22 protein-coding genes are annotated in these 22,318 nt (G+C 51.3%); 7 read left to right on the plus strand and 15 right to left on the minus strand.

What is annotated here, in order from left to right:
* Positions 1-49: 49 nt before the first annotated feature.
* The 10 genes from atpA to asnC form a co-directional block, all read right to left on the minus strand.
* On the minus strand, positions 50-1,591 hold the full coding sequence (atpA, locus tag GN208_RS07030; protein WP_004236735.1) for a F0F1 ATP synthase subunit alpha: 1,542 nt from the start codon (positions 1,589-1,591) through the stop codon (positions 50-52).
* Positions 1,592-1,605: 14 nt separating this feature from the next.
* Complete coding sequence (atpH, locus tag GN208_RS07035; RefSeq protein WP_004236736.1) at positions 1,606-2,139, minus strand: F0F1 ATP synthase subunit delta; 534 nt, start codon at positions 2,137-2,139, stop codon at positions 1,606-1,608.
* Between the two features lie 12 nt (positions 2,140-2,151).
* A complete protein-coding gene (gene atpF, locus GN208_RS07040) occupies positions 2,152-2,622 on the minus strand; it encodes a F0F1 ATP synthase subunit B (RefSeq protein ID WP_004240211.1) in 471 nt (156 codons plus the stop codon).
* Positions 2,623-2,680: 58 nt separating this feature from the next.
* A complete protein-coding gene (gene atpE / locus GN208_RS07045; protein ID WP_000429386.1) occupies positions 2,681-2,920 on the minus strand; it encodes a F0F1 ATP synthase subunit C in 240 nt (79 codons plus the stop codon).
* Between the two features lie 48 nt (positions 2,921-2,968).
* Entirely contained in the window at positions 2,969-3,793 is an 825-nt protein-coding gene (atpB, locus tag GN208_RS07050) for a F0F1 ATP synthase subunit A (RefSeq protein WP_004236738.1), read from the minus strand.
* Between the two features lie 30 nt (positions 3,794-3,823).
* Positions 3,824-4,201, minus strand: a complete 378-nt coding sequence (atpI, locus tag GN208_RS07055) for a F0F1 ATP synthase subunit I (RefSeq protein WP_004236739.1) — start codon at positions 4,199-4,201, stop codon at positions 3,824-3,826.
* Between the two features lie 603 nt (positions 4,202-4,804).
* Positions 4,805-5,431: a 16S rRNA (guanine(527)-N(7))-methyltransferase RsmG gene (gene rsmG, locus GN208_RS07060; RefSeq protein ID WP_004236740.1), complete on the minus strand. Its 627-nt coding sequence runs from the start codon at positions 5,429-5,431 to the stop codon at positions 4,805-4,807.
* Between the two features lie 3 nt (positions 5,432-5,434).
* The gene (mnmG, locus tag GN208_RS07065) at positions 5,435-7,324 is read right to left on the minus strand and encodes a tRNA uridine-5-carboxymethylaminomethyl(34) synthesis enzyme MnmG (RefSeq protein WP_004236742.1); all 1,890 of its coding nucleotides are present in this window, start codon (positions 7,322-7,324) and stop codon (positions 5,435-5,437) included.
* A 372-nt stretch (positions 7,325-7,696) separates the two neighbouring features.
* On the minus strand, positions 7,697-8,140 hold the full coding sequence (gene mioC, locus GN208_RS07070; RefSeq protein ID WP_004240215.1) for an FMN-binding protein MioC: 444 nt from the start codon (positions 8,138-8,140) through the stop codon (positions 7,697-7,699).
* An 88-nt stretch (positions 8,141-8,228) separates the two neighbouring features.
* Positions 8,229-8,690, minus strand: a complete 462-nt coding sequence (gene asnC, locus GN208_RS07075; RefSeq protein ID WP_004240216.1) for a transcriptional regulator AsnC — start codon at positions 8,688-8,690, stop codon at positions 8,229-8,231.
* A 163-nt stretch (positions 8,691-8,853) separates the two neighbouring features.
* Between asnC and asnA the strand changes: the two genes are divergently transcribed.
* The gene (gene asnA, locus GN208_RS07080) at positions 8,854-9,846 is read left to right on the plus strand and encodes an aspartate--ammonia ligase (RefSeq protein WP_004240217.1); all 993 of its coding nucleotides are present in this window, start codon (positions 8,854-8,856) and stop codon (positions 9,844-9,846) included.
* Between the two features lie 28 nt (positions 9,847-9,874).
* Here the strand turns inward: asnA and viaA are convergent, their stop codons facing one another.
* The 3 genes from viaA to GN208_RS07095 form a co-directional block, all read right to left on the minus strand.
* Positions 9,875-11,329 carry an ATPase RavA stimulator ViaA gene (gene viaA / locus GN208_RS07085; RefSeq protein ID WP_004240219.1) on the minus strand — a complete coding sequence of 485 codons (1,455 nt, stop codon included), beginning with the start codon at positions 11,327-11,329 and terminating at the stop codon, positions 9,875-9,877.
* Positions 11,323-12,849 (minus strand): ATPase RavA, encoded by a 1,527-nt coding sequence (gene ravA / locus GN208_RS07090; RefSeq protein ID WP_004236747.1) that lies wholly within the window; start codon positions 12,847-12,849, stop codon positions 11,323-11,325. The genes viaA and ravA overlap by 7 nt, the downstream gene beginning before the upstream one ends.
* A 159-nt stretch (positions 12,850-13,008) precedes the next feature.
* On the minus strand, positions 13,009-13,584 hold the full coding sequence (locus GN208_RS07095; protein WP_004236748.1) for a lytic polysaccharide monooxygenase: 576 nt from the start codon (positions 13,582-13,584) through the stop codon (positions 13,009-13,011).
* A gap of 344 nt (positions 13,585-13,928) precedes the next feature.
* Here GN208_RS07095 and rbsD point away from each other — a divergent pair, with 344 nt between their 5' ends.
* From rbsD to rbsR, 6 genes are all read left to right on the plus strand, one after another.
* Positions 13,929-14,348, plus strand: a complete 420-nt coding sequence (gene rbsD, locus GN208_RS07100; protein WP_004236749.1) for a D-ribose pyranase — start codon at positions 13,929-13,931, stop codon at positions 14,346-14,348.
* Positions 14,349-14,355: 7 nt separating this feature from the next.
* Positions 14,356-15,861, plus strand: a complete 1,506-nt coding sequence (gene rbsA / locus GN208_RS07105) for a ribose ABC transporter ATP-binding protein RbsA (RefSeq protein ID WP_004236750.1) — start codon at positions 14,356-14,358, stop codon at positions 15,859-15,861.
* A gap of 3 nt (positions 15,862-15,864) precedes the next feature.
* A complete protein-coding gene (gene rbsC / locus GN208_RS07110) occupies positions 15,865-16,836 on the plus strand; it encodes a ribose ABC transporter permease (RefSeq protein WP_004236751.1) in 972 nt (323 codons plus the stop codon).
* A gap of 33 nt (positions 16,837-16,869) precedes the next feature.
* Positions 16,870-17,760 (plus strand): ribose ABC transporter substrate-binding protein RbsB, encoded by an 891-nt coding sequence (rbsB, locus tag GN208_RS07115; protein ID WP_004236752.1) that lies wholly within the window; start codon positions 16,870-16,872, stop codon positions 17,758-17,760.
* A gap of 64 nt (positions 17,761-17,824) precedes the next feature.
* Entirely contained in the window at positions 17,825-18,751 is a 927-nt protein-coding gene (gene rbsK, locus GN208_RS07120) for a ribokinase (RefSeq protein WP_004236753.1), read from the plus strand.
* Between the two features lie 13 nt (positions 18,752-18,764).
* Positions 18,765-19,757, plus strand: coding sequence for a ribose operon transcriptional repressor RbsR (gene rbsR, locus GN208_RS07125; RefSeq protein ID WP_004236754.1), 993 nt, complete (start codon positions 18,765-18,767; stop codon positions 19,755-19,757).
* On the opposite strand, the gene mdtD is transcribed toward rbsR, so the two are convergent.
* Both mdtD and GN208_RS07135 read right to left on the minus strand, forming a co-directional pair.
* Positions 19,754-21,169 carry a multidrug transporter subunit MdtD gene (mdtD, locus tag GN208_RS07130; protein WP_004236755.1) on the minus strand — a complete coding sequence of 472 codons (1,416 nt, stop codon included), beginning with the start codon at positions 21,167-21,169 and terminating at the stop codon, positions 19,754-19,756. The genes rbsR and mdtD overlap by 4 nt on opposite strands.
* A 53-nt stretch (positions 21,170-21,222) precedes the next feature.
* A complete protein-coding gene (locus tag GN208_RS07135; RefSeq protein WP_004236756.1) occupies positions 21,223-21,909 on the minus strand; it encodes an FCD domain-containing protein in 687 nt (228 codons plus the stop codon).
* Positions 21,910-22,318 lie beyond the last annotated feature (409 nt).

Below are 22,318 nucleotides of genomic sequence, written 5' to 3' on the forward strand. Positions count from 1 at the left end.
TCTCCTCATGAACCAGACGGCCTGTACTGTTCACACAGGCCGTTTAGTATTACCAGGACTGAGTCGCCTTGAAGGTATCGAGCACGTTTTTCAACTTCGCTTCGATATCATCGTTATAGCTACCCGTCTGGTCGATTTCTTTCAGAAGATCAGCATGTTCACGAGTGGCGTAGCCAATCAGAGCAGCTTCAAACGGCACGACTTTCGAAATTTCGATATCTTCCAGGTAACCACGCTCAGCTGCATACAGTGACAGAGACTGTTGTGCCACTGACATTGGTGCATACTGTTTCTGTTTCAGCAACTCGGTAACTTTCTGACCGTGGTCAAGCTGTTTACGGGTTGCATCATCAAGGTCAGATGCGAACTGTGAGAACGCCGCCAGTTCACGATACTGTGCCAGAGCGGTACGGATACCACCGGACAGTTTTTTCATGATCTTGGTCTGTGCTGCACCACCCACACGGGATACGGAGATCCCCGGGTTAACCGCAGGACGGATACCGGCGTTGAACAGCGCGGATTCCAGGAAGATCTGACCATCAGTGATGGAGATAACGTTAGTCGGAACGAACGCTGATACGTCCCCTGCCTGAGTTTCGATGATTGGCAGCGCGGTCAGAGAACCGGTTTTGCCTTTCACTTCACCCTTGGTAAACGCTTCCACATATTCCGCGTTAACACGCGCAGCACGTTCCAGCAGACGGGAATGCAGATAGAAAACGTCACCGGGATATGCTTCACGTCCAGGCGGACGACGGAGCAGCAGGGAGATCTGACGGTAAGCAACCGCTTGTTTTGACAGGTCATCATAAATGATTAACGCGTCTTCACCGCGGTCACGGAAGTATTCACCCATTGCACAACCGGAATACGGAGCCAGGTATTGCAGTGCCGCAGATTCAGACGCACTCGCGACCACAACGATTGTGTTGGCCAGCGCATTGTGCTCTTCTAATTTACGGACAACGTTAGCAATAGTGGACGCTTTCTGACCAATTGCGACGTAAATACATTTGATGCCGGAATCACGCTGGTTGATGATTGCATCGATTGCCAGTGCGGTTTTACCGGTCTGACGGTCACCGATAATCAGCTCACGCTGACCACGGCCGATTGGAATCATCGCATCGACAGACTTATAACCGGTCTGTACAGGCTGATCAACGGACTGACGGTCGATAACACCCGGTGCGATAACTTCGACAGGTGAGAAACCATCGTGCTCAACCTGGCCTTTACCATCGATAGGCTCACCCAGGGTGTTGACCACACGGCCTAACAGGCCACGGCCAACCGGCACTTCCAGAATACGACCGGTACATTTGACTTTCATGCCTTCTGCCAGGTCGGCATAAGGACCCATCACAACCGCACCAACAGAGTCGCGCTCCAGGTTCAGTGCGATAGCATAACGGTTGCCCGGCAGAGAGATCATCTCACCCTGCATAACTTCGGCTAAACCGTGGATACGAATGATACCGTCGTTGACGGAGACAATCGTACCTTCGTTGTGAGCTTCACTCACGACATTGAACTGAGCAATGCGCTGCTTGATCAGTTCGCTGATTTCGGTGGAATTCAGTTGCATATGCTCCAGTCCCCTTAAGACTGCAAGACGTCGGTTAAACGCTCGAGTCGATTGCGAATGCTGTTGTCGATGACAAGGTCACCGGCGCGCAATACAAACCCCGCGATAACTGACTTATCAATTTTGCAATTCAGCTTAACTTTGCGTGACAGACGTTTTTCCATCGCTGCAGAAATTTTCGCCAGCTGCTGTTCATTGAGTTCGCCGGCTGAAGTGACTTCAACCTCAACAGTTGACTCCAGCGCAGCCCGCAGTGTTGCGAACTGACGGCTAACTTCCGGCAGGGTCACTAAGCGACCATTCTCAGCCATGATACGAACCAGGTTCTGAACATGCTCGTCAATCTGCTCACCGCAAACAGTGATAAACGCCTGAGCCAGGGTTTCCGGAGCAAAAGAACCGGAAATCAGATCGTCGATCTGCTCATTGCGTGTCACTTCAGCGGCAAATGCCAGCATATCCTGCCATTTTTCAACGGCCCGGTTTTCCACAGCAAAGTCAAAAGCTGCTTTGGCGTAGGGGCGAGCTACAGTAACGATTTCTGACATGCCCCACCCTCCTTACAGTTCAGCGACAAGTTTATCAACGATGTCGCTGTTAGCAGCTTCATCCACGGAACGTTCAATAATTTTCTCGGCACCCGCGACAGCTAAAATGGCGACCTGTTTACGTAACTCTTCACGAGCACGTTTGCGTTCGGCGTCAATTTCCGCCTGCGCCTGTGCTATGATTTTGCTACGCTCAACTTCCGCTTCTGCTTTTGCCTCATCGATGATCTGAGCGCGTTGTTTATTCGCTTGATCGATCAGGGCAGATGCTTCCGCTTTCGCTTTTTTCATTTGGTCGGTCGCATTGGCTTGCGCTAAGTCCAGGTCCTTTTTAGCACGTTCTGCGGAAGATAAACCGTCAGCAATTTCTTTCTGACGTTTTTCAATGGCCGCCATGATCGGTGGCCATACATACTTCATACAGAACAAAACAAACAGGACAAACGCGATGGCCTGGCCGAGGATTGTTGCGTTAAGATTCACAGCACAATACCTCTTTATCTAATTGAGTTGATGTAAATATCCGGGAGTGGGCGTATCACTACGCAACCGCAAACATTACATACAAGCCCAGACCCACAGCAATCATCGGGATGGCGTCAACCAGACCCATTACGATGAAGAACTGAGTACGCAGCAGAGGGATTAAATCCGGCTGGCGTGCAGCGCCTTCTAAAAATTTCCCACCGAGGATGCCGATACCGATCGCAGCACCGATAGCCGCCAGGCCCATCATTACAGCGGCAGCCATGTACAGCAGATCCATATTCAGGTTTTCCATGACAGTCTCCAGTTTGTTTCAGTTAAATCACAGTTATTGGTAATAAAATTAATGCTCTTCAGACGCCATCGACAGATAGACGATCGTCAGAACCATGAAAATAAAGGCTTGTAACGTAATAATCAGTATGTGGAAAATCGCCCACGGAAGGCTCAGTAACCATTGTGACCACCACGGTAGCAGACCTGCAATAAGAATGAAGATCAGCTCACCTGCATACATGTTCCCAAACAGTCGCAGACCGAGGGAAACAGGTTTTGACAGCAGGCTTACCCCTTCCAGAATCAGGTTGACAGGAATGAATAACGGATGATTAAAAGGCTGTAATGTCAGCTCTTTTGCAAATCCTTTCACGCCTTTCATCTTGAAGCTGTAAAAGAGGATAAGAACGAATACACCAATCGCCATCGACAGTGTGATACTTACGTCTGCGGTCGGAACGATACGCAGCGCAGGTAAACCGAGGATGTGTTCACCGATATACGGAATGAAGTCGATTGGTAATAAGTCCAGTGCGTTCATCAGCAGCACCCACACGAACACAGTTAATGCGAGAGGTGCAATAACCTTGCTCTTGCCGTGATACATATCACGGACGTTGCTGTCAACGAAGCCGATAAGCATTTCTACCGCAGTCTGAAATTTCCCGGGAACGCCACTTGTCGCTTTCTTTGCCACCCTTCTGAAAAGCCATAAAAAGAAAATACCTAATACGACTGAGAAGAAAAGGGAGTCAATGTTCAGCGTCCAAAAAGATGGAGTCGCGTTCGCATGGGGATTGACCAACTCGAAAGTATTCAGGTCCAGCTGAAGGTTATTCAGGTGGCCACCGATATACTCTTTTGTGGTTAAACTTTCTCCTGATGCAGACATGATGCCTCTTACCCTTTGTTGTTAAAACCGCTAACCGCTTAGCACGGCCGGTGCGATAATCTGCACGAAAAGCACCGCTAAATAGGTCAAGACCAGTGGTGCAACTGCCGCTTTAAACACTCCTAAAGCAATCATCAGTATCGCTATCGCGAAGATAACTTTAAACCCTTCCCCTACCACAAAAAACCATGCAATCCGGTACGACTGCGGTTCCTCATGCGCTTTCTGCCGGTTACTGATCAGCAAAAAAATCGCATTCGGTATCCATGCGGCAACTCCCCCGGCCAGCGCGGAAGCACCCCACTCGATACTTTTTATGCAAAAAAGCGCACTAAGAACAACAAACGTCATAAACTGCAAAAACAACAGTTTTTTGGTCAATTTTCCGTTGAAAAGGGAGACAGACATGACATTTAGTTTCTCCGTGTGCACCTTCCGGGGTCAGGCTTACTGAATGATGTATAAAACTGCCTTTGAGCGAGAGTGTCAAGAGACAAAAACGTGCAAATTATACGGGCAGCCAGATTGTTTTCAATCAATAAGTAGCGAAAAAGTGAATAAAAATTTAATTTCTTTGCCGCCGCCACAAATCGTACAAAAAATAGAGTCTACCCTACCTCGGAATACGACGTGCAACTCATTTCTGAAACGTGACAAAAATCACATAACATAAAATACATTAGTTGAATTAACATTTTATAGCGATCAGCGGTTGTAAAAATAGCAATATCTATCAACCAGTTAATTAAAAAAATAAACATTTAACTGATATTTACAGATTAATTTTAAATAAAATAAATAATTTTGAAATAATGCGTTATCAGTAAAAACGATCCGGCATGAAATTTTTCGCAGATAAACTTACCGGAAAGTAACCAATCTGCCGTTGTCACTTTGTAACGGCCCCGTTACGCATTTTATTTTCGTCTCCGGCAAAACAAAGGGACGGTGCAGAAAATGCGCTGACTCCGTCCCCTTAAAAATATTTCTGTTTTTTGACGTACAGCAAACTCAATTTGCTTTAAGAATCACCAGATGGCGCTGCTCGTCAAGTTGCGGTACGACCAGTTTTTCAACACTGACGAGAGAAATCCCCTCCGGTAACCGGGTTAATTCCTCTTCCGGCACACTGCCTTTCAGTGCAAAAAAGCGCCCGGTTTCCGGTACCGGCAGGTGATGACACCAGCTGAGCATATCATCCAGTGATGCAAATGCACGACTGATAACCCCGTCAAATGGTTCGCCCTGATACTCTTCCACGCGGCTCTGAACCGGTTCGATGTTGCTCAGCCCCAGTTCATGCTGTACCTGTTTCAGGAAGCGTACACGCTTACCCAGGCTGTCGAGCAGGACAAAGTGAGAGTCCGGGCGGACAATCGCCAGCGGCACGCCGGGAAGCCCGGGGCCGGTGCCGACATCAATAAACCGGCGGCCGGTCAGATGCGGTTCGACCACGATACTGTCCATGATATGACGCACCAGCATCTGTTCCGGCTGGCGGACAGACGTCAGGTTATAGGCTTTGTTCCATTTGTGAAGCATCTCCACATAACCGGTCAGTTGTTGTTTCTGCTGATCGGTCAGCCGGATATCCGCACTGCGCAGCAGCGCGGAAAGTTGTTGCTGTAAATCACTCATCCGTTACGCACTCCGCCGCAGAAGGCCCTGCTTTTTCAGCCAAACCAGCAGGATAGAGATAGCAGCTGGTGTGATACCGGAGATCCGCGATGCCTGGCCGATAGAGGTCGGTTTGTGGTCGTTGAGTTTTGCCACCACTTCGTTGGAAAGCCCGCTCACCTGTTTGTAATCGAGATCAACTGGCAGTGTGGCGTTCTCATTACGAAGCTGGCGCTGAATTTCGTCCTGCTGACGGGAGATATACCCTTCGTATTTCACCTGAATTTCCACCTGCTGTGCCGCTGCCGGTGAATTAACCCCCGGCGCGAAATCACTCAGGGTCATCAGACGGTTATAGTCCATTTCCGGACGGCGCAGAAGATCTTCCCCGGTCGCTTCTTTGGAGAGAGGAGTGTTCAGGATCGCGTTGATCTCTTTCACGCTTTCGGACTGCGGGTGGACGCGGATATCTCTCAGGCGCTGACGCTCTTTCTCGATCAGCTCCATTTTTTCACTGAAGTGTGCCCAGCGTGCGTCATCCACCAGCCCCAGTTCACGGCCGGTTTCGGTCAGACGGGCATCTGCGTTGTCTTCACGCAGCATCAGACGGTATTCCGCCCGTGAGGTAAACATCCGGTACGGTTCTTTGGTGCCGAGTGTGCACAGGTCGTCCACCAGCACGCCGATATACGCCTGATCACGGCGCGGGAACCAGCCTTCCTGATCGGCAGAATAGCGGGCGGCGTTCAGACCGGCCAGCAGCCCCTGGGCAGCCGCTTCTTCATAACCGGTGGTACCGTTGATTTGTCCGGCAAAGAACAGGCCGTGCAGGTATTTGCTTTCCAGGGTCTGTTTCAGGTCGCGCGGGTCAAAGAAATCATACTCGATAGCATAACCGGGACGCACAATACGCGCGTTTTCCATGCCTTTCATCGAGTGAACAATCTGCATCTGCACATCAAACGGTAAGCTGGTTGAGATACCGTTCGGGTAAATTTCATTGCTTGTCAGGCCTTCCGGCTCCAGGAAGATCTGATGCTGGTTACGATCCGCAAAGCGCATCACTTTGTCTTCAATGGACGGGCAGTAACGCGGGCCGATCCCTTCGATCACACCGGCATACATCGGGCTGCGATCGAGGTTATTGCGGATCACTTCATGGGTTTTTTCATTGGTGTACGTGATATGGCACGGCATCTGTTCAGGATGCTCATCCGCACTGCCCATGAAGGAGAATACCGGCATCGGGTTGTCACCGAATTGTGGTGTCAGCTGAGCAAAATCGATGGTCCGGGCGTCAATACGCGGCGGTGTTCCTGTTTTCAGACGGCCGACACGCAGCGGCAGTTCCCGCAGACGGTGTGACAGTGAGACTGATGGCGGATCACCGGCACGGCCGCCGCTGTAGTTTTCCAGTCCGATATGAATTTTGCCGTCCAGGAATGTCCCGACAGTCAGTACAACCGATTTGGCTCTGAATTTCAGTCCCATCCGGGTCACTGCACCGGTAACGGTATCGTTTTCAACGATAAGATCTTCAACCGGCTGCTGGAAAATCATCAGGTTAGGCTGGTTTTCCAGTGCGGTGCGCACTGCCAGACGGTAAAGCACGCGGTCAGCCTGAGCACGGGTGGCATGAACTGCCGGTCCTTTGCTGGCGTTCAGGGTTCTGAACTGAATACCGGCACGGTCAGTGGCATGTGCCATCAGTCCGCCGAGTGCATCGATCTCTTTAACCAGATGTCCCTTACCAATCCCACCGATAGCAGGGTTGCAGGACATCTGACCCAGAGTGTCGATATTGTGAGTCAGTAAAAGTGTTTGACGGCCCATACGTGCCGCTGCCATTGCAGCTTCAGTACCGGCGTGGCCACCGCCGATAACAATGACGTCAAAATGATCCGGATAAAACATGTTAAACCTTCATTACAAAATGCAGTAGCGCATCGGGGGAGAGAATATAACTCAACTCTTGCCGTCTGACCATGAGCGGTAAAGACGCAGGTAATTATATAAAGATCTTTTTATTTAAAGATCTCTTTATTAGATCTTTTATTAGGATCGCGATCCTCTGTGGATAAGTGTTAAATCCCCATAAAGATCATAAAACTGTAAAGGATCATTTCCTGTGAAGTACCGTTGATCCTGTTCAGTATAAGCTGGGATCAAAACGGGTACTTATTCACAGGGCCTGACGGAGAGTGATCTTATACAGTGAATAACTACGGGTTGATCGCAAGTTGATCCCCGAGTTATCCACAGTTGATTGCTGTTTTTATCAGCAAATCAGAGTAAATTTTTCCATTCTTCGATCCAGATCTCAGCCGGATCTTCAGGAATCTCGTGTTTCTGAATATCTATTTCGAGTGACTGACCGATTTTTTTCGCACCCAGAGAGGTGAGCAGAGCGTCCAGTGTACGGACTGCACCACAGAAGGTGTCATATTCACTGCTGCCGATCCCGATAGCCCCGTAACGGACGGAACTGAGATCAGGCTGCTGCTCGCGCAGGGCATCAGCGAACGGCTGTATATTTTCGGGGAGATCACCGGCACCGTGAGTGGAGGTGACAATTAACCAGGTACTGTCCTGCTGCGGTACGTCGTCCGCTTCCGGCCCGTGCTGCACATCTGTGGTAAAACCGGCGTTTTCCAGGATTTCGGCAACATGCTCGGCAACATATTCTGCGCTGCCCATGGTACTGCCGGTAATGAGAGTAACTGTGGTCATGGTGATCCCCTGCTGTAAAGAGCCGCTATTGTACGCTGTGAAACAGCTGGGATCTACCTGTGGATAATGTGGTTATAAGAATTTTTTCTTACGGGCGGATCGTTCGTATGATCGGGTTCTGTAAGGAGATCAGGGTTTCAGTGGACTGTATCTCATCAATACTCTGGATCTTGTTGATAAGTACGTCCTGCAGAGATTCTATCGTTTTGCACATCACCTTTATAAAGATGCTGTACTGCCCGGTGGTGTAATAGACTTCCACCACTTCATCCAGCTTATCGAGTTTCTTGAGAGCGGCCGGGTAATCTTTGGCACTTTTCAGGATGATGCCGATAAAGCAGGTCACATCAAACCCCAGCTGTTTTTCACTGATATCCACCCGGGTGCCGGTGATGATACCCGCCTGCTTCATTTTCTCTACCCGGACATGGATCGTACCGGGACTGACGGCAAATTTTTTCGCTAATTCCGCGTAAGGTGTGCGGGCATTCGCCATTAAAGCGTGAAGTATGTCACGGTCCAGATTGTCGATCTGATAAATTTCGGCCATTTTATGTCCCTTAAATTAACGAATATTCATTTTTAGTATCATAAAAATGAATTTTATAAATAGCAAAGGGTATTTTTGATAAAGGATATTGAATTTATACCCCATTCTGTTGCTTAATCTATTTCACAGGCAATACATGTTCCGCATATCAAGGATTATTATCATGGAAAAATCATTCATCCGACAGCAGCAGCAAATCAGCTTCGTGAAGTCTTACTTCTCACGTCTGCTGGAAAAACAACTGGGCCTTATTGAAGTCCAGGGGCCAATCTTAAGCCGCGTGGGTGATGGTACTCAGGATAATTTATCCGGCAGCGAGAAAGCGGTTCAGGTGAAAGTTAAATCATTGCCGGGCTCAACCTTTGAAGTCGTGCATTCACTGGCTAAATGGAAACGCAAAACCTTAGGGCGTTTTGATTTTCAGCCGGGCCAGGGTCTGTACACCGACATGAAAGCGTTGCGTCCTGATGAGGATCGCTTAACCCCAATCCATTCTGTCTATGTTGATCAGTGGGACTGGGAAAAAGTGATGGCAGATGAGGAGCGTACGCTGCCTTATCTGAAGCAGACAGTGAGTAAAATATATCAGACAATAAAAGAAACAGAACTTGCAGTAAGTAAGGAATTTGGTCTGACACCGTTCCTGCCGGACCAAATTCATTTTATTCACTCTGAAGAGCTGCTTGCACGCTACCCGGACCTGGATGCCAAAGGCCGTGAGCGCGCCATCGCGAAAGAACTGGGTGCCGTCTTCTTAATCGGCATCGGCGGTAAATTATCTCATGGTGAGTCCCATGATGTCCGTGCACCGGATTATGATGACTGGACCACTGAGAACAGTGACGGCTACAAAGGGCTGAACGGGGACATCCTCGTGTGGAACCCGGTACTGCAGGATGCGTTCGAGTTATCCTCAATGGGGATCCGTGTCGACCCGGTCACCCTGGCGCGTCAGCTGGACCTGACCGGTCAGCAGGTGCGGATGGAGCTGGACTGGCACAAATCGCTGGCAGCCGGTGAAATGCCGCAGACTATCGGCGGCGGGATCGGTCAGTCACGTCTGGTGATGTTACTGCTCCAGCGCAGCCATATCGGCCAGGTACAATGCAGTGTGTGGGCACCGGAAGTGCGCGAAACCATCACTGACATGCTGTAATACACTGTTGTACGGTGAGCCCGGAGGCTCACCGCCTGAAACGGCGCAACAGACGATTTTTTAAGCCGGTATCAAAACGCCAGATGTGATCAAAAATCCGCATGATACCGGGCTTTCCGTAATGGGACAGGGCTACCGCATGGAAGCGGTGTTTTCCCTGCTGCTGCGAACGTTTAACCATCTTCACCACCTCATCCGGCAGCCGCTGGGCAATAAAGTCAGACATCACCACCACATCCGCATCACGCCACTGCGGCGTTTCCAGTCGTTTTGCCGCTTCTGTCAGACAGGATGCCAGGTCTGTTCCGCCTTTAAAACTCTGAAGCAGAAAGCGGGTCATCTGCTCGATGCCGTCCGGGCCGAGAAAATCATAATGCACCTGTTCAGTGGAAAAGAGCATGACATGGCACTGCCGGTTATCGGCCATAGCGATTTTGACCAGCGCGAGACAAAATGCTTTGGCGCAGCGCTCATTAAAACCGCCCATCGAGCCGGAAGTATCGATACAGATAATGAAGGGACCGCGCGGCTGTTTTTCATCTTTATGATGAACGATAGGCCGCATCACCTGCCGTTCCTGCCAGTGATCGCCCTGTAACCGGTAGGTGTATAACTGTTTCTCGGCCAGCTTCCGGTAAAATTCCAGCTCCAGACCGCTGATGCCGAGTAACGCCAGCTCGGCGGGCAGAAGACGCAGCACATCATCACTCAGTCCGACCCCGCTGACCTCTTCCGGGGTCTGATCCGGCACCAGCTCGGTAATGGTGACCGGCTCTGTCACCGCACTGTCCTGAGGAACGGATTTTGCCGTCTGGCTGCGCCCCAGCAGTGAGGCCAGTTTTTCCAGTTCCGGCTGGGATTTTAAAAATTCGCTGTAACGCAGCAGGAGATCGTCCGCCGGGCCGGGGGATTTCAGTGATCCTTTGGCCAGATCCCATAACTTACCGGAAGCCTGCTCATTTTCACTGATCAGCGGATCAAGATTGCCGCTCAGCGCCAGGTGCTGCTGAAGTTCGGCGAGGAGCTGTTCTTTTTCCTGCTCCAGGATTTCTTTATGATAGGTGGTGACCTGTAAAATCAGGCTGAGACGCCAGCGCTGATTGAATAATATCTGATGGGAGGTGGTTTCCTGCTCATCTCTGTGCAGGCGGTGTGCTTCCGGCGAGAACGGCGAGTGTATGTCCTCCAGCGCTTTGAGGATCTCCGGCAGCAGGCGGTAAAATTCTGTCCGGTCTGCAGCGGTGCTTTTCTGGTAAAGACGGAATTCATCTGCCAGAGCGGCCGGAACCAGCGCCTCTTTCACCCGTTCTTCCAGTGATTTCCGCCATGACGGCATATCAGTCAGCACCGCACGGCGTAACCGCGGGTGCTTTTCGAAAAACCAGGCCAGTTGCGGAGCGGCCAGCAGTGTCAGCAGGATCTCCTCAATGAGTTCCCCTTCATTAACTGCCAGCGCCAGATCCAGTGCTGAAAGACTTAACACGGGGTGCTGCTCATTTGCTGAGTCAGTTTATCGAGGCGCTCTGTCACCGGCAGAAAGCTTTCCTCTATCTGTGCAATCCAGTCATCACTGACAAACAGGGCGGGCTGATGCTGTGCAAACAGCTGGCGCTGCTGTACCAGTGTCTGGCGTATCGCTGAAAGCTTATCCAGCCAGATTTGCTTCTGCGCCTCTGTCATCCGGCTTTCGGTACCCGCCGGGAACAGGGTGCTGCTGCGCAGACTGACATCACGCAGTTCCAGAAGGCCGTTATCATTCACTGCGGCGGATACAGACTGGGTAAAGCCGATGCCGTTGAGTTTTGCCGCAATGTTCCCACCTTTATCAAAGACGCCTTTATCAAAAAAGGTATCAAAGGCACTGCGTTCAATAGTCACATGAGTGACTGTCATATCATGTAATGTCAGCGGGTTATGCAGAAAAAGGGTGACCGGGCCGGGCGGCAGCGTATCCGGCAGAGCGTAACTGACTTTGCGCCCGAAACGGGCACTGCTGCGGATCACACTGAAGGCATCCCGCTGTTGCTGAGTCTGCGTTTCCAGGATCCATTCCTGATAGTATTTTTCCAGTTTCAGCAGCAGGCTGCGTTGTTGATAGGCCTGCTCACACATCAGTTGTGTCAGCAGTAGCGGAACGGATTTCAGTGAGGCGGAATCATGCCACAGGCAATCTTTCAGCAAAATCAGGTCAAGAGGTGTGATACTGCTGTGGTCGTTGAAAAACGCACTGGCCTGTAACAGCCGCAGTGCCTTTTTCCAGCGCCGGTCTGAGATATACGGTGCGTTATCCAGCCGCTCAATCTGCTGACGCAGCTGATAAATCAGTTCAAATATCTGATCGGTCAGCACAACACGGTCAATTTCTTCCTGCCACTGATGGTATTCCTCATCGGTTACCTGCAGATGCGCGGGGATCTGTTCATCCGATGCCCCCGGTGTGCTGATAAGCATGGCGCGGAAGCTCTGTTTTTCCTGAAGTTTATCCAGCCATAAACGGATCAGCATCCGGTCATAGAGTGCTTCCAGGCTGCTGTCATCGTCCGGCAGTTCGTTGGAGGCGGCCACCAGCAGCCGCATCGGGATAGCATTTTCGCTGTCGCCGTTGCGGTATTTGCGTTCGTTAATCGCGGTCAGCAGGGTGTTGAGGATTGCGGGACCCGCTTTCCAGATTTCGTCGAGAAACACGATTTCCGCATCCGGCAGATATCCCTGCGTGATGCGCTGGTATTTCCCTTCATCTTTCAGTGCTGCAATCGAGAGCGGACCGAAGATCTCCTCCGGGGTGGAGAAGCGGGTCATCAGATACTCAAAGGCACGGGCGTCACTGAAAATCAGTTTCATGCGCCGTGCTATCATACTTTTGGCAATTCCCGGCGGGCCGAGCAGAAAAACACTTTCCCCGCTGAGGGTGGCCAGCAAGCAGAGCCGGATGGCGTGCTGTCGTTCATACAGCCCGGATTCCAGGTGGCGGCTCAGCCGGGCGATACGTTCAGAACGTTGCATGGGACTCCCGTGAATTTACTGATGCAGTTTCTGCGTTTATAAACCAAAAAAGCTACCGCGTTTACTGCGTGAAATCACGTTTCTTCTGCTTTTTGCGCAAATGGTGATAAAAAAATTGCCGGGGATACCGGCAATGCTGTTAATCAGTAAAACAAAACATCAGTCAAACCGGACATCAATCACCTGATAGAAACTGTTGGCGGTATCCGCGATTTCCCATACACCGTAAATAACCTGATAGCCGCTCCGTTCCGGAATGGTGCACTGATGTGTCACTGTCTGCGGCGGAACCTGATTTTTATCGTCATAACTACAGAATGGTTCGGGTTCAAATGATGCCCGGGTCAGCGGGGTTCCCGGCTGCCAGTCCGGCCTGGTGATGTAGTAACGCCAGTTACGGGTTTTGTGGGCGGCTGTTATTTTCCAGGTGAACATGGCGGTTCCCGGTTTTACCGTTATCTGATGCCAGTTATCACCGGGGGTATCGAGTGGCAGAAAACGCTCAATACCACCGCTGGCAAGCCGGCCGTCCGGCGGGAATTTTCCGTCCGGAAATCCGGAGAATGTTTCAATACTTTGTGGTTCCCATTGGGCGGAGCCACACATTGCAGCGGGATTTTTACCGTCACGGCAATTTGCTGCCCGTGAGGCCGGTTCAGTGATATAGCCGTGAGCAAACGCCTGAGAAGTCAGTAAACAGAAAAGTATGCCGGCAAATGCCGTTTTTTTCATCATAAGAAGATCTCCGGTATGAGAGGGGAAAATCAACATAACAACACCGGGATATGTTTTGCGATGTCATAACTTATTAGTGGTGTAACAGAGTGATAAAAAATCCGGGATATCCGGGGGGAGAACCGGTGATTTCAGGGGGGAAGTTGCCGGATAACCGGTATTTTTCTGCCGGTATAATTGAATCCATTCAGCTATAACTCATTCAATCAGTTAGCTTTTTCATTTAACATATTCTTAAGCGAAACGTTTCGATCACCATCACATTTTTTATGGATGAACATTGAGTTTTCCCGTATTTTTCCTACCATAGTTTAAAAGCGAAACGTTTCGCTCAGGAGGATTTTATGAAGAAAGGGGCTTTACTGAACGGTGATGTCTCCGCGGTTATCGCGCGTCTGGGTCATACCGACCATATTACTGTTGCTGATGCCGGGCTGCCAATCCCGCCCGCTACGCCACGTATTGATCTGGCATTAACACAGGGTGTGCCTGATTTTATGTCGGTGTTTAAAGTCATCACGCAGGAGATGCAGGTGGAAGCCGCACTGATGGCGGAAGATATCCAGACACATAACAGTGAGCTGCACGATGCTATCGTGGCACATCTGAAAGCACTGGAATTACAGCAGGGTAATGTGATTCAGATTCAGTATGTGACTCACGCCTCTTTCAAGTTACAGACACAAAACAGCCGTGCCGTGATCCGGACCGGTGAGTGCACACCATTTGCCAATGTGATGCTGTTCTCCGGCGTGACATTCTGAGGTGTTTATGGAACCGTTACTTGAACTCAAAGGTATCGATAAAGCTTTCCCGGGTGTGAAAGCCTTATCCGGTGCTGCCCTGCGGGTTTATCCCGGCAGAGTGATGGCGCTGGTCGGAGAGAACGGCGCCGGTAAATCCACCATGATGAAAGTGCTGACCGGGATCTACAAAAAAGATGCCGGTCAGATTCTGTTTCTGGGGCAGGAGCGTCAGTTTACGGGGCCGAAATCGTCTCAGGAAGCCGGTATCGGGATTATTCATCAGGAACTGAACCTGATCCCGGAACTGACGATTGCAGAAAACATTTTCCTCGGCCGCGAGTTTACCGGCCGTTTCGGTAACATTGACTGGAAAAAAATGTATGCCGAAGCGGATAAATTACTGGCCCGTCTGAATCTCACTTACAGCAGCCACCGGCTGGTGGCTGAATTGTCTATCGGCGATCAGCAGATGGTGGAAATCGCCAAGGTGCTCAGTTTTGAGTCAAAAGTCATCATTATGGATGAACCGACAGATGCCCTGACAGACACCGAAACCGAATCCCTCTTCAGTGTGATCCGCGAACTGCGCGAGCAGGGCTGCGGGATTGTCTATATATCCCACCGTCTGAAAGAGATTTTTGAGATTTGTGATGATGTGACGGTGTTCCGCGACGGACAGTTTATCGGTGAAAAACCGGTGTCTGACCTGACGGAGGATAGCCTGATCGAAATGATGGTCGGGCGTAAACTGGAAGATCAGTATCCGCGTCTGACTCTGCCGCGCGGCAAAGAGAAGCTGGTGGTAAAAAACCTGTGCGGCCGCGATGTGCATGATGTCAGTTTCACGCTGCATGAGAATGAAATTCTCGGTGTTTCCGGGCTGATGGGCGCCGGGCGTACCGAACTGATGAAAATCATTTACGGTGCGATGGCAAAAACCGGCGGAACGGTTGAAATGGACGGTAAAGCCTGCCAGATAAACTCACCGAAAGCCGGGCTGGATAACGGCATCGTGTATATCTCCGAAGACCGCAAACGCGATGGTCTGGTGCTGGGGATGTCAGTAAAAGAGAACATGTCTCTGACGGCGCTGCCGTATTTCAGCAGCAAGACCGGACGCCTTAATCATAAAGAAGAGCATCTGACTGTCAGCGATTTTATTCAGCTGTTCAATATCAAAACCCCGGGCATGGATCAGATAATCGGGTTCTTATCCGGCGGTAATCAGCAGAAAGTGGCAATTGCACGCGGTCTGATGACGCGGCCGAAAGTTCTGATCCTCGATGAACCGACACGCGGTGTGGATGTCGGGGCGAAGAAAGAGATTTATCAGCTGATCAACAAATTTAAACAGGAAGGCCTGAGTATCATCCTTATTTCATCGGAAATGCCGGAAGTCATGGGAATGAGTGACCGGATTCTGGTCATGCACGAAGGACGGATAAGCGGGGAGTTTGCCGCGGAAAACGTCACTCAGGAAGCATTAATGGCCGCCGCAGTCGGCAAACAATATGGCGCAGGGCAGGAGTAAGATATGCGTACAGATTCAACCCCGGCGTCAAAACGCTGGTTTTCCAAAGAATGGCTGCTTGAGCAGAAATCACTGATCGCGCTGCTGATCCTGATTGTGATTGTCTCCATGATCAGCCCGAACTTTTTTACCCTGAATAACCTGTTCAATATTCTCCAGCAGACCTCTGTTAACGCCATTATGGCGGTGGGTATGACACTGGTGATCCTGACCTCCGGGATTGACCTGTCTGTCGGTTCTCTGCTGGCACTGACCGGTGCGGTGGCGGCCTCCATGGTGGGTGCGGATGTTAACGCCATTGTTGCTGTTGCAGGTGCGCTGGCACTGGGTGCGGCTATCGGTGGTGTGACCGGGGTGATTGTCGCGAAAGGGAAAGTGCAGGCTTTTATCGCCACGCTGGTGATGATGCTGTTACTGCGCGGTGTGACCCGTGTGTATACCGACGGCAGCCCGATCAGCACCGGATTCAGTGATAACGCCGATGTGTTCAGCTGGTTTGGTATCGGCCGTCTGTTCGGCATCCCGGCACCGGTCTGGCTGATGATTGTCGTTTTCGCGGCGGCCTGGTATCTGCTGCATCATACCCGCCTGGGCCGTTATATCTACGCGCTGGGCGGTAATGAATCCGCAACCCGCCTGTCCGGTATTAATGTCGATAAAATTAAAATCATTGTTTACGCTCTCTGTGGTCTGCTGGCGGCATTAGCCAGTGTGATTGAAGTGGCGCGTTTATCGTCCGCACAGCCGATGGCCGGTAACGGTTATGAGCTGGATGCGATTGCGGCGGTGGTACTCGGCGGCACCAGTCTCGCCGGGGGTAAAGGCCGTATTATGGGCACCCTGATCGGGGCGCTGATTTTAGGTTTTCTGAACAACGCGCTGAATCTGCTGGGGATCTCCTCCAACTACCAGATGATTGTTAAAGCGGTTGTGATTTTGCTGGCTGTACTCGTTGATAACAAAAGCAGTAAATAATCCACTTACCCGAATCCTGCAAGGAACAGAAACATGAAACTGAAAAAGATTGCGACCCTTTTCTCCGTTGTTGCACTGAGCGCCACTATCAGCGCCAATGCACTGGCAAAAGAGTCCATTGCCCTGGTGATCTCCACACTGAACAACCCGTTCTTTGTTACCATGAAAGACAGTGCGCAGAAAGAAGCGGATAAACTCGGTTACGACCTGGTGGTTCTGGATTCCATGGATAACCCGGCGAAAGAACTGGCTAACGTGCAGGATCTGACCGTGAAAGGCACCAAACTGATGCTGATTAACCCGACAGACTCTGATGCGGTCGGTAACGCGGTGATCCTGGCTAACAAAGCCAATATCCCGGTTATCACCCTGGACCGTGTTGCCAATAAAGGTGAAGTGGTCAGCCACGTTGCCTCTGATAACGTTCTCGGCGGCAAACTGGCCGGTGATTATATTGCCCGTAAAACCGGCGCGGATGCCAAAGTTATCCAGCTGGAAGGTATCACCGGGACTTCAGCTTCCCGTGAGCGCGGTGAAGGTTTCAAACAGGCGGTTGCTGCGCATAAAATGAATGTACTGGCCAGCCAGCCGGCAGATTTCGACCGTACCAAAGGTCTGAACGTTATGCAGAACCTGCTGACTGCACATCCGGCTGTTCAGGCAGTATTTGCCCAGAACGATGAAATGGCATTAGGTGCGCAGCGTGCATTGCAGACTGCAGGCCGTGATGATGTGCTGGTGGTCGGCTTCGACGGTACAGCTGACGGCATCAAAGCTGTGAAAGGCGGCAAACTGGGTGCAACCGTGGCACAGCGTCCTGACCAGATCGGTATCATTGGTATTCAGACCGCCGATAAAGTCCTGAAAGGCGAAAAAATCGACAAAACCATTCCGGTTGAGTTAGAACTGATTGTAAAAGACTAACGATATCAGCCTCCCCGGTACACCGTGCCGGGGAGTATTGTCAGTAATTAAGGAAATAAAGGTAATGACAACATCCCGTCTGACCGTTCTCGGCAGTATTAATGTCGATCATATTATGAATATTGCACAGTTCCCGGCACCCGGCGAAACGGTGATCGGTAAGCAATATCAGACAGCCTTCGGCGGCAAAGGCGCGAATCAGGCGGTGGCCTGCGGACGCAGCGGTGCTGATATTACCTTTATTGCCTGTGTGGGGGATGATGCCATCGGTGTGGAAATCCTGGCGCAGCTGCAGCGCGACCGTATTCACACCGCCGCAGTCAGCGTGGTACCGGAAGCGGCTACCGGTGTGGCGATGATTTTTGTGAATGAAGACGGTGAAAACGTCATCGGCATCAGTGCCGGTGCCAATGCCGCGCTGACACCGGCACATTTTGCGCCTTATAAAGGGCTCGTTGAGCAATCCGATGCCCTGCTGATGCAGCTGGAGTCCCCGCTGGAAACGGTGATTGCCGCCGCACAGGCTGCAAAAAATCATCAGACCAGAGTGATCCTCAATCCGGCCCCGGCGCGGGAGTTACCGGACAGCCTGCTGAAGCTGGTGGATGTTATCACCCCGAATGAAACCGAAGCGGAAAAGCTGACCGGTATTTCTGTCAGTGATGAAACCGGCGCAGCCAGAGCGGCGCAGGTACTGCATGATAAAGGTATCGGACAGGTACTGATCACCCTGGGCAGCCGCGGTGTCTGGCTGAGCGTAAACGGTGAAGGCCGCCGGATCCCGGGCTTTAAAGTTAATGCGGTGGACACTATCGCAGCCGGCGATACCTTTAACGGCGCGTATGTCACGGCGCTGCTGGAAGGAAAACCGGCAGATGAAGCGGTGCGTTTTGCCCATGCCGCTGCCGCAATTGCTGTCACCCGCCGGGGTGCTCAGCCATCGGTGCCGTGGCGCCGTGAAATTGATGCATTCCTTGCGGAGCGTGGTTAAGACTGTGGCGACGATGAAAGATGTGGCGCGGCTGGCGGGGGTATCCACCTCGACAGTCTCACATGTCATCAACAATAACCGTTTTGTCAGTGACGGCGTGCGCAAGAAAGTAAATGATGCTATTGCCGAGCTGAACTATGCGCCGTCTGCACTTGCGCGCAGCCTGAAAATGAACCGCACAAACACCATCGGAATGCTGGTGACCACCAGTAATAACCCGTTTTATGCGGAAGTCGTCCGCGGCGTGGAGCGCAGTTGCTACGAGCGCGGCTACAGCCTGATCCTCTGTAATACCGAAGGGGATCACAAACGGATGAACAGCAGTCTGGAAACGCTGCTGCAAAAGCGGGTGGATGGCCTGCTGCTGATGTGTACTGAGATAAAAGGCCCGTCAGCGGAGGTGTTCAGCCGCTATCCCCGTCTGCCGATGGTGATGATGGACTGGTCGCCGTTTGCGTTCGGCGGGGATGTGATTCAGGACAACTCTTTTCTCGGCGGCGAAATTGCCACCAATCATCTGATCGAAAACGGTTTTACCCGGATTGCCTGTATTGCCGGGCCACTGGATAAATCACCGGCCAAATCCCGTCTGGACGGTTTTTACCGCGCAATGGCACAGGCCGGGCTGGATGTGCCGCCGGAGTATGTACTGGAAAGTGATTTTGAATTCAGTGGCGGTTTCAGTGCCATGAATCAGCTGCTTTCTCTGCCGCTGCCGCCGCAGGCGGTATTTGCCGGTAACGATGCGATGGCGGTCGGTGCTTATCAGGCTATCTGGCAGAAAGGGTTGCGTATCCCGCAGGATATTGCGGTTGTCGGTTATGATGATATCGACCTGGCGGCATTTCTCACCCCGCCGCTGACCACCATTCACCAGCCGAAAGATGAGCTGGGCAAACTGGCGGTGGATAAGCTGCTGCGCCGCATGGATGATGCAGACGCGCCTTCTGATTTACTGGTGCTGACCCCGGCACTGATAAACCGGGGCTCTGTTATCTGCCGTTAATGTGAGGCCGGACTGTCTGAGGGGCGGGTTTTCTTCTTAATCATATTCCGCCCGTCAGTCCGGCTCAGGAACAGGAACACAAACGCCGACAGAATCGTCATCACCCCGACCGTCACAAAGGTCGCGTGGAAATTATCAACGATTGACCCCCAATCCTGAGACTCAAAATAGCGTAATACAGACGCACTCACCGCAATCCCGAAACTGATGGAAAGCTGCTGGGTCACAGCCAGCACACTGTTACCGGAACTGGCATTGTGCTCAGTCAGATCTGCGAGGGTAATGGTATTCATCGCGGTGAATTGTGTGGACATCGCCATACCGAGAATAAACAGCGGCAGCACCAGCAGGTAAATCGACATTCCCGGTGACTGAAAATAGAAAGAAGAAATGATTGCGCCGATCACCAGTGTGATTGCAAATAATGTCAGGCGATAACCGTAGCGGCGCAGAATCTGCGTGACCGCTGATTTTGCCAGAATAGAGCCGATCGCCGTCGGCGCCATCATCATCCCCGCCACCACAGCCGGATAACCAAAACCGACCTGTAACATCAGCGGCATCAGAAACGGAATACAGCCGGTGCCCAGACGCGTGGCAACGTTACCGGCGATCCCGACACTGAATGTCCGTGTGCGGAACAGACTCAGCGGAATAATCGGCGCAGAAATACGGCGGGCGTGCAGGGCATAGAAAGTCAGCAGTACAAAACCGCTGCCCATCACCAGGAACGGCGTTGCCGCTGCCAGAGCATTATCCCCGAACAGATCCAGACTGACAGAAACAGAGACCAGCCCGGCACCGAGCAGGGCAAAGCCTAATGTATCAAAGCGGCGTTTCGGCATGGTGAAATCAGGCATATGGCGGATGGCGTAAATAATCCCCAGAATCCCGATAGGTATATTAATGATAAAAATCCAGTGCCAGGTGGCGTAAGTCACCAGGATCCCGCCGAGCAGCGGCCCCAGCACCGGGCCGACCAATCCCGGAATGGTGACAAAGTTGAGAATCGGCAGCAGCTCGCTGCGCGGATAAGCCCGCAGCAGCGCCAGCCGGGCCACCGGCATCATCATTGCCCCGCCTATCCCCTGAATAATCCGCGACACCACCAGAAATGGCAGGTTGGGTGAAAAGGCACATAATAAAGAACCGAGGGAAAACAGAATTACCGCGATAATAAACACCCTGCGGGTACCGAAGCGGTCGGCCAGCCAGCCGCTGACCGGGATCAGCAGCGCCACTGTCAGTGTGTAACTGATAACAGCGGACTGCATCGCCAGCGGAGAGTGGTTCAGGCTTCTGGCAATATCCGGCAGAGCGGTGTTCAGAATGGTGGCATCGAGCGCCTGCATAAAGAACGCCATTGCGGCAATCCACGGCAGGCCCGCCATATTCCGGGCTGTTTTAAACATGTTTTCCCTTAATGCATTATCTCTGAATAGTCAGTAGTGTAACTATTACATATTCACACTTTACTCAACAACACCTGACATGCCTGACGGGCGCGTTCTCCGTTCCCGTCGATAATGGCATCCACAATCTCCTTGTGGAGATCAATCTCAATAACCTGATTGGTGGTGATGGATTCAAAAAAGTTGTGATACACAAAATCAAATAAATTGGCGAAAGAGGAAAAGAACGGATTTCCGCACGCCTGGTAAATAAGGTGGTGGAAGCGGTGATCAACGGCTATCCATTTATCCCGCTCAAAATGGGCGGATAATAAGGTCATCTCTTTTAACAGAAACGAAAGTGACTGTTTCTGATCTTTTCCGGCATTCATGGCGGCCAGTGCGCAGGCCTGGGGTTCAATCGCGGCGCGCAGCTCGCGGAAATACGTCAGTACCTGCCGGTGGTCTCCGCTGCTCAGCCACCACTTAATAAAGTCATGGTCGAGAAAATTCCAGCTTATCACCGGCATCACCCGGGTGCCGATGCGCGGGCGCGGTAAAACCATTCCTTTCGCCGCCAGCATTTTTACTGCCTCACGGACAGCGGTCCGGCTTACCCCGAACAGCTCCGCCAACTCAATCTCTCCCGGCAAAATAGATTCCGGCGGATACTTGCCGGATAAAATCTGCTGTCCCAGTTTTTCAGCCAGAAGATAAGACAGGTTCTTTTGTGACGCATTGAGTTGTTCTGAAAACTGCATTCTGATTCCTTGGTGTGATGCATTAACAAAGCGGGATAATGATATATAAGAAGCATTATGGGCATATTAATGACAAAACAGGCGAATAAAAGCTCAAATATACCTGTTTTGTCTAAAAAAAACGCGAACAAACATTTTTTTCAAATAAACACTTGCGTGATCTCAGCGAGTGTCTATAATGCGCCCTCACTGACACGGAGCAACACGCTGAGAAGCGCGCCGACAGTAGAGGAAAGCGAAAAAAGTTGAAAAACAACGCTTGACTCGAAGGGGCTGGAAACGTAATATACGCAGCCTCGCAACAACGCAGAAGACCGGCAACGGCAGCGAATGTTGCAACTGCTCTTTAACAATTTATCAGACAATCTGTGTGGGCACTCGCAGGACATATCACAAAAAATATTATTTT

Origin of the sequence: Morganella sp. HSTU-ASny43, assembly GCF_022819185.1 — a bacterium.
GTDB classification, from domain to species: domain Bacteria; phylum Pseudomonadota; class Gammaproteobacteria; order Enterobacterales; family Enterobacteriaceae; genus Morganella; species Morganella morganii.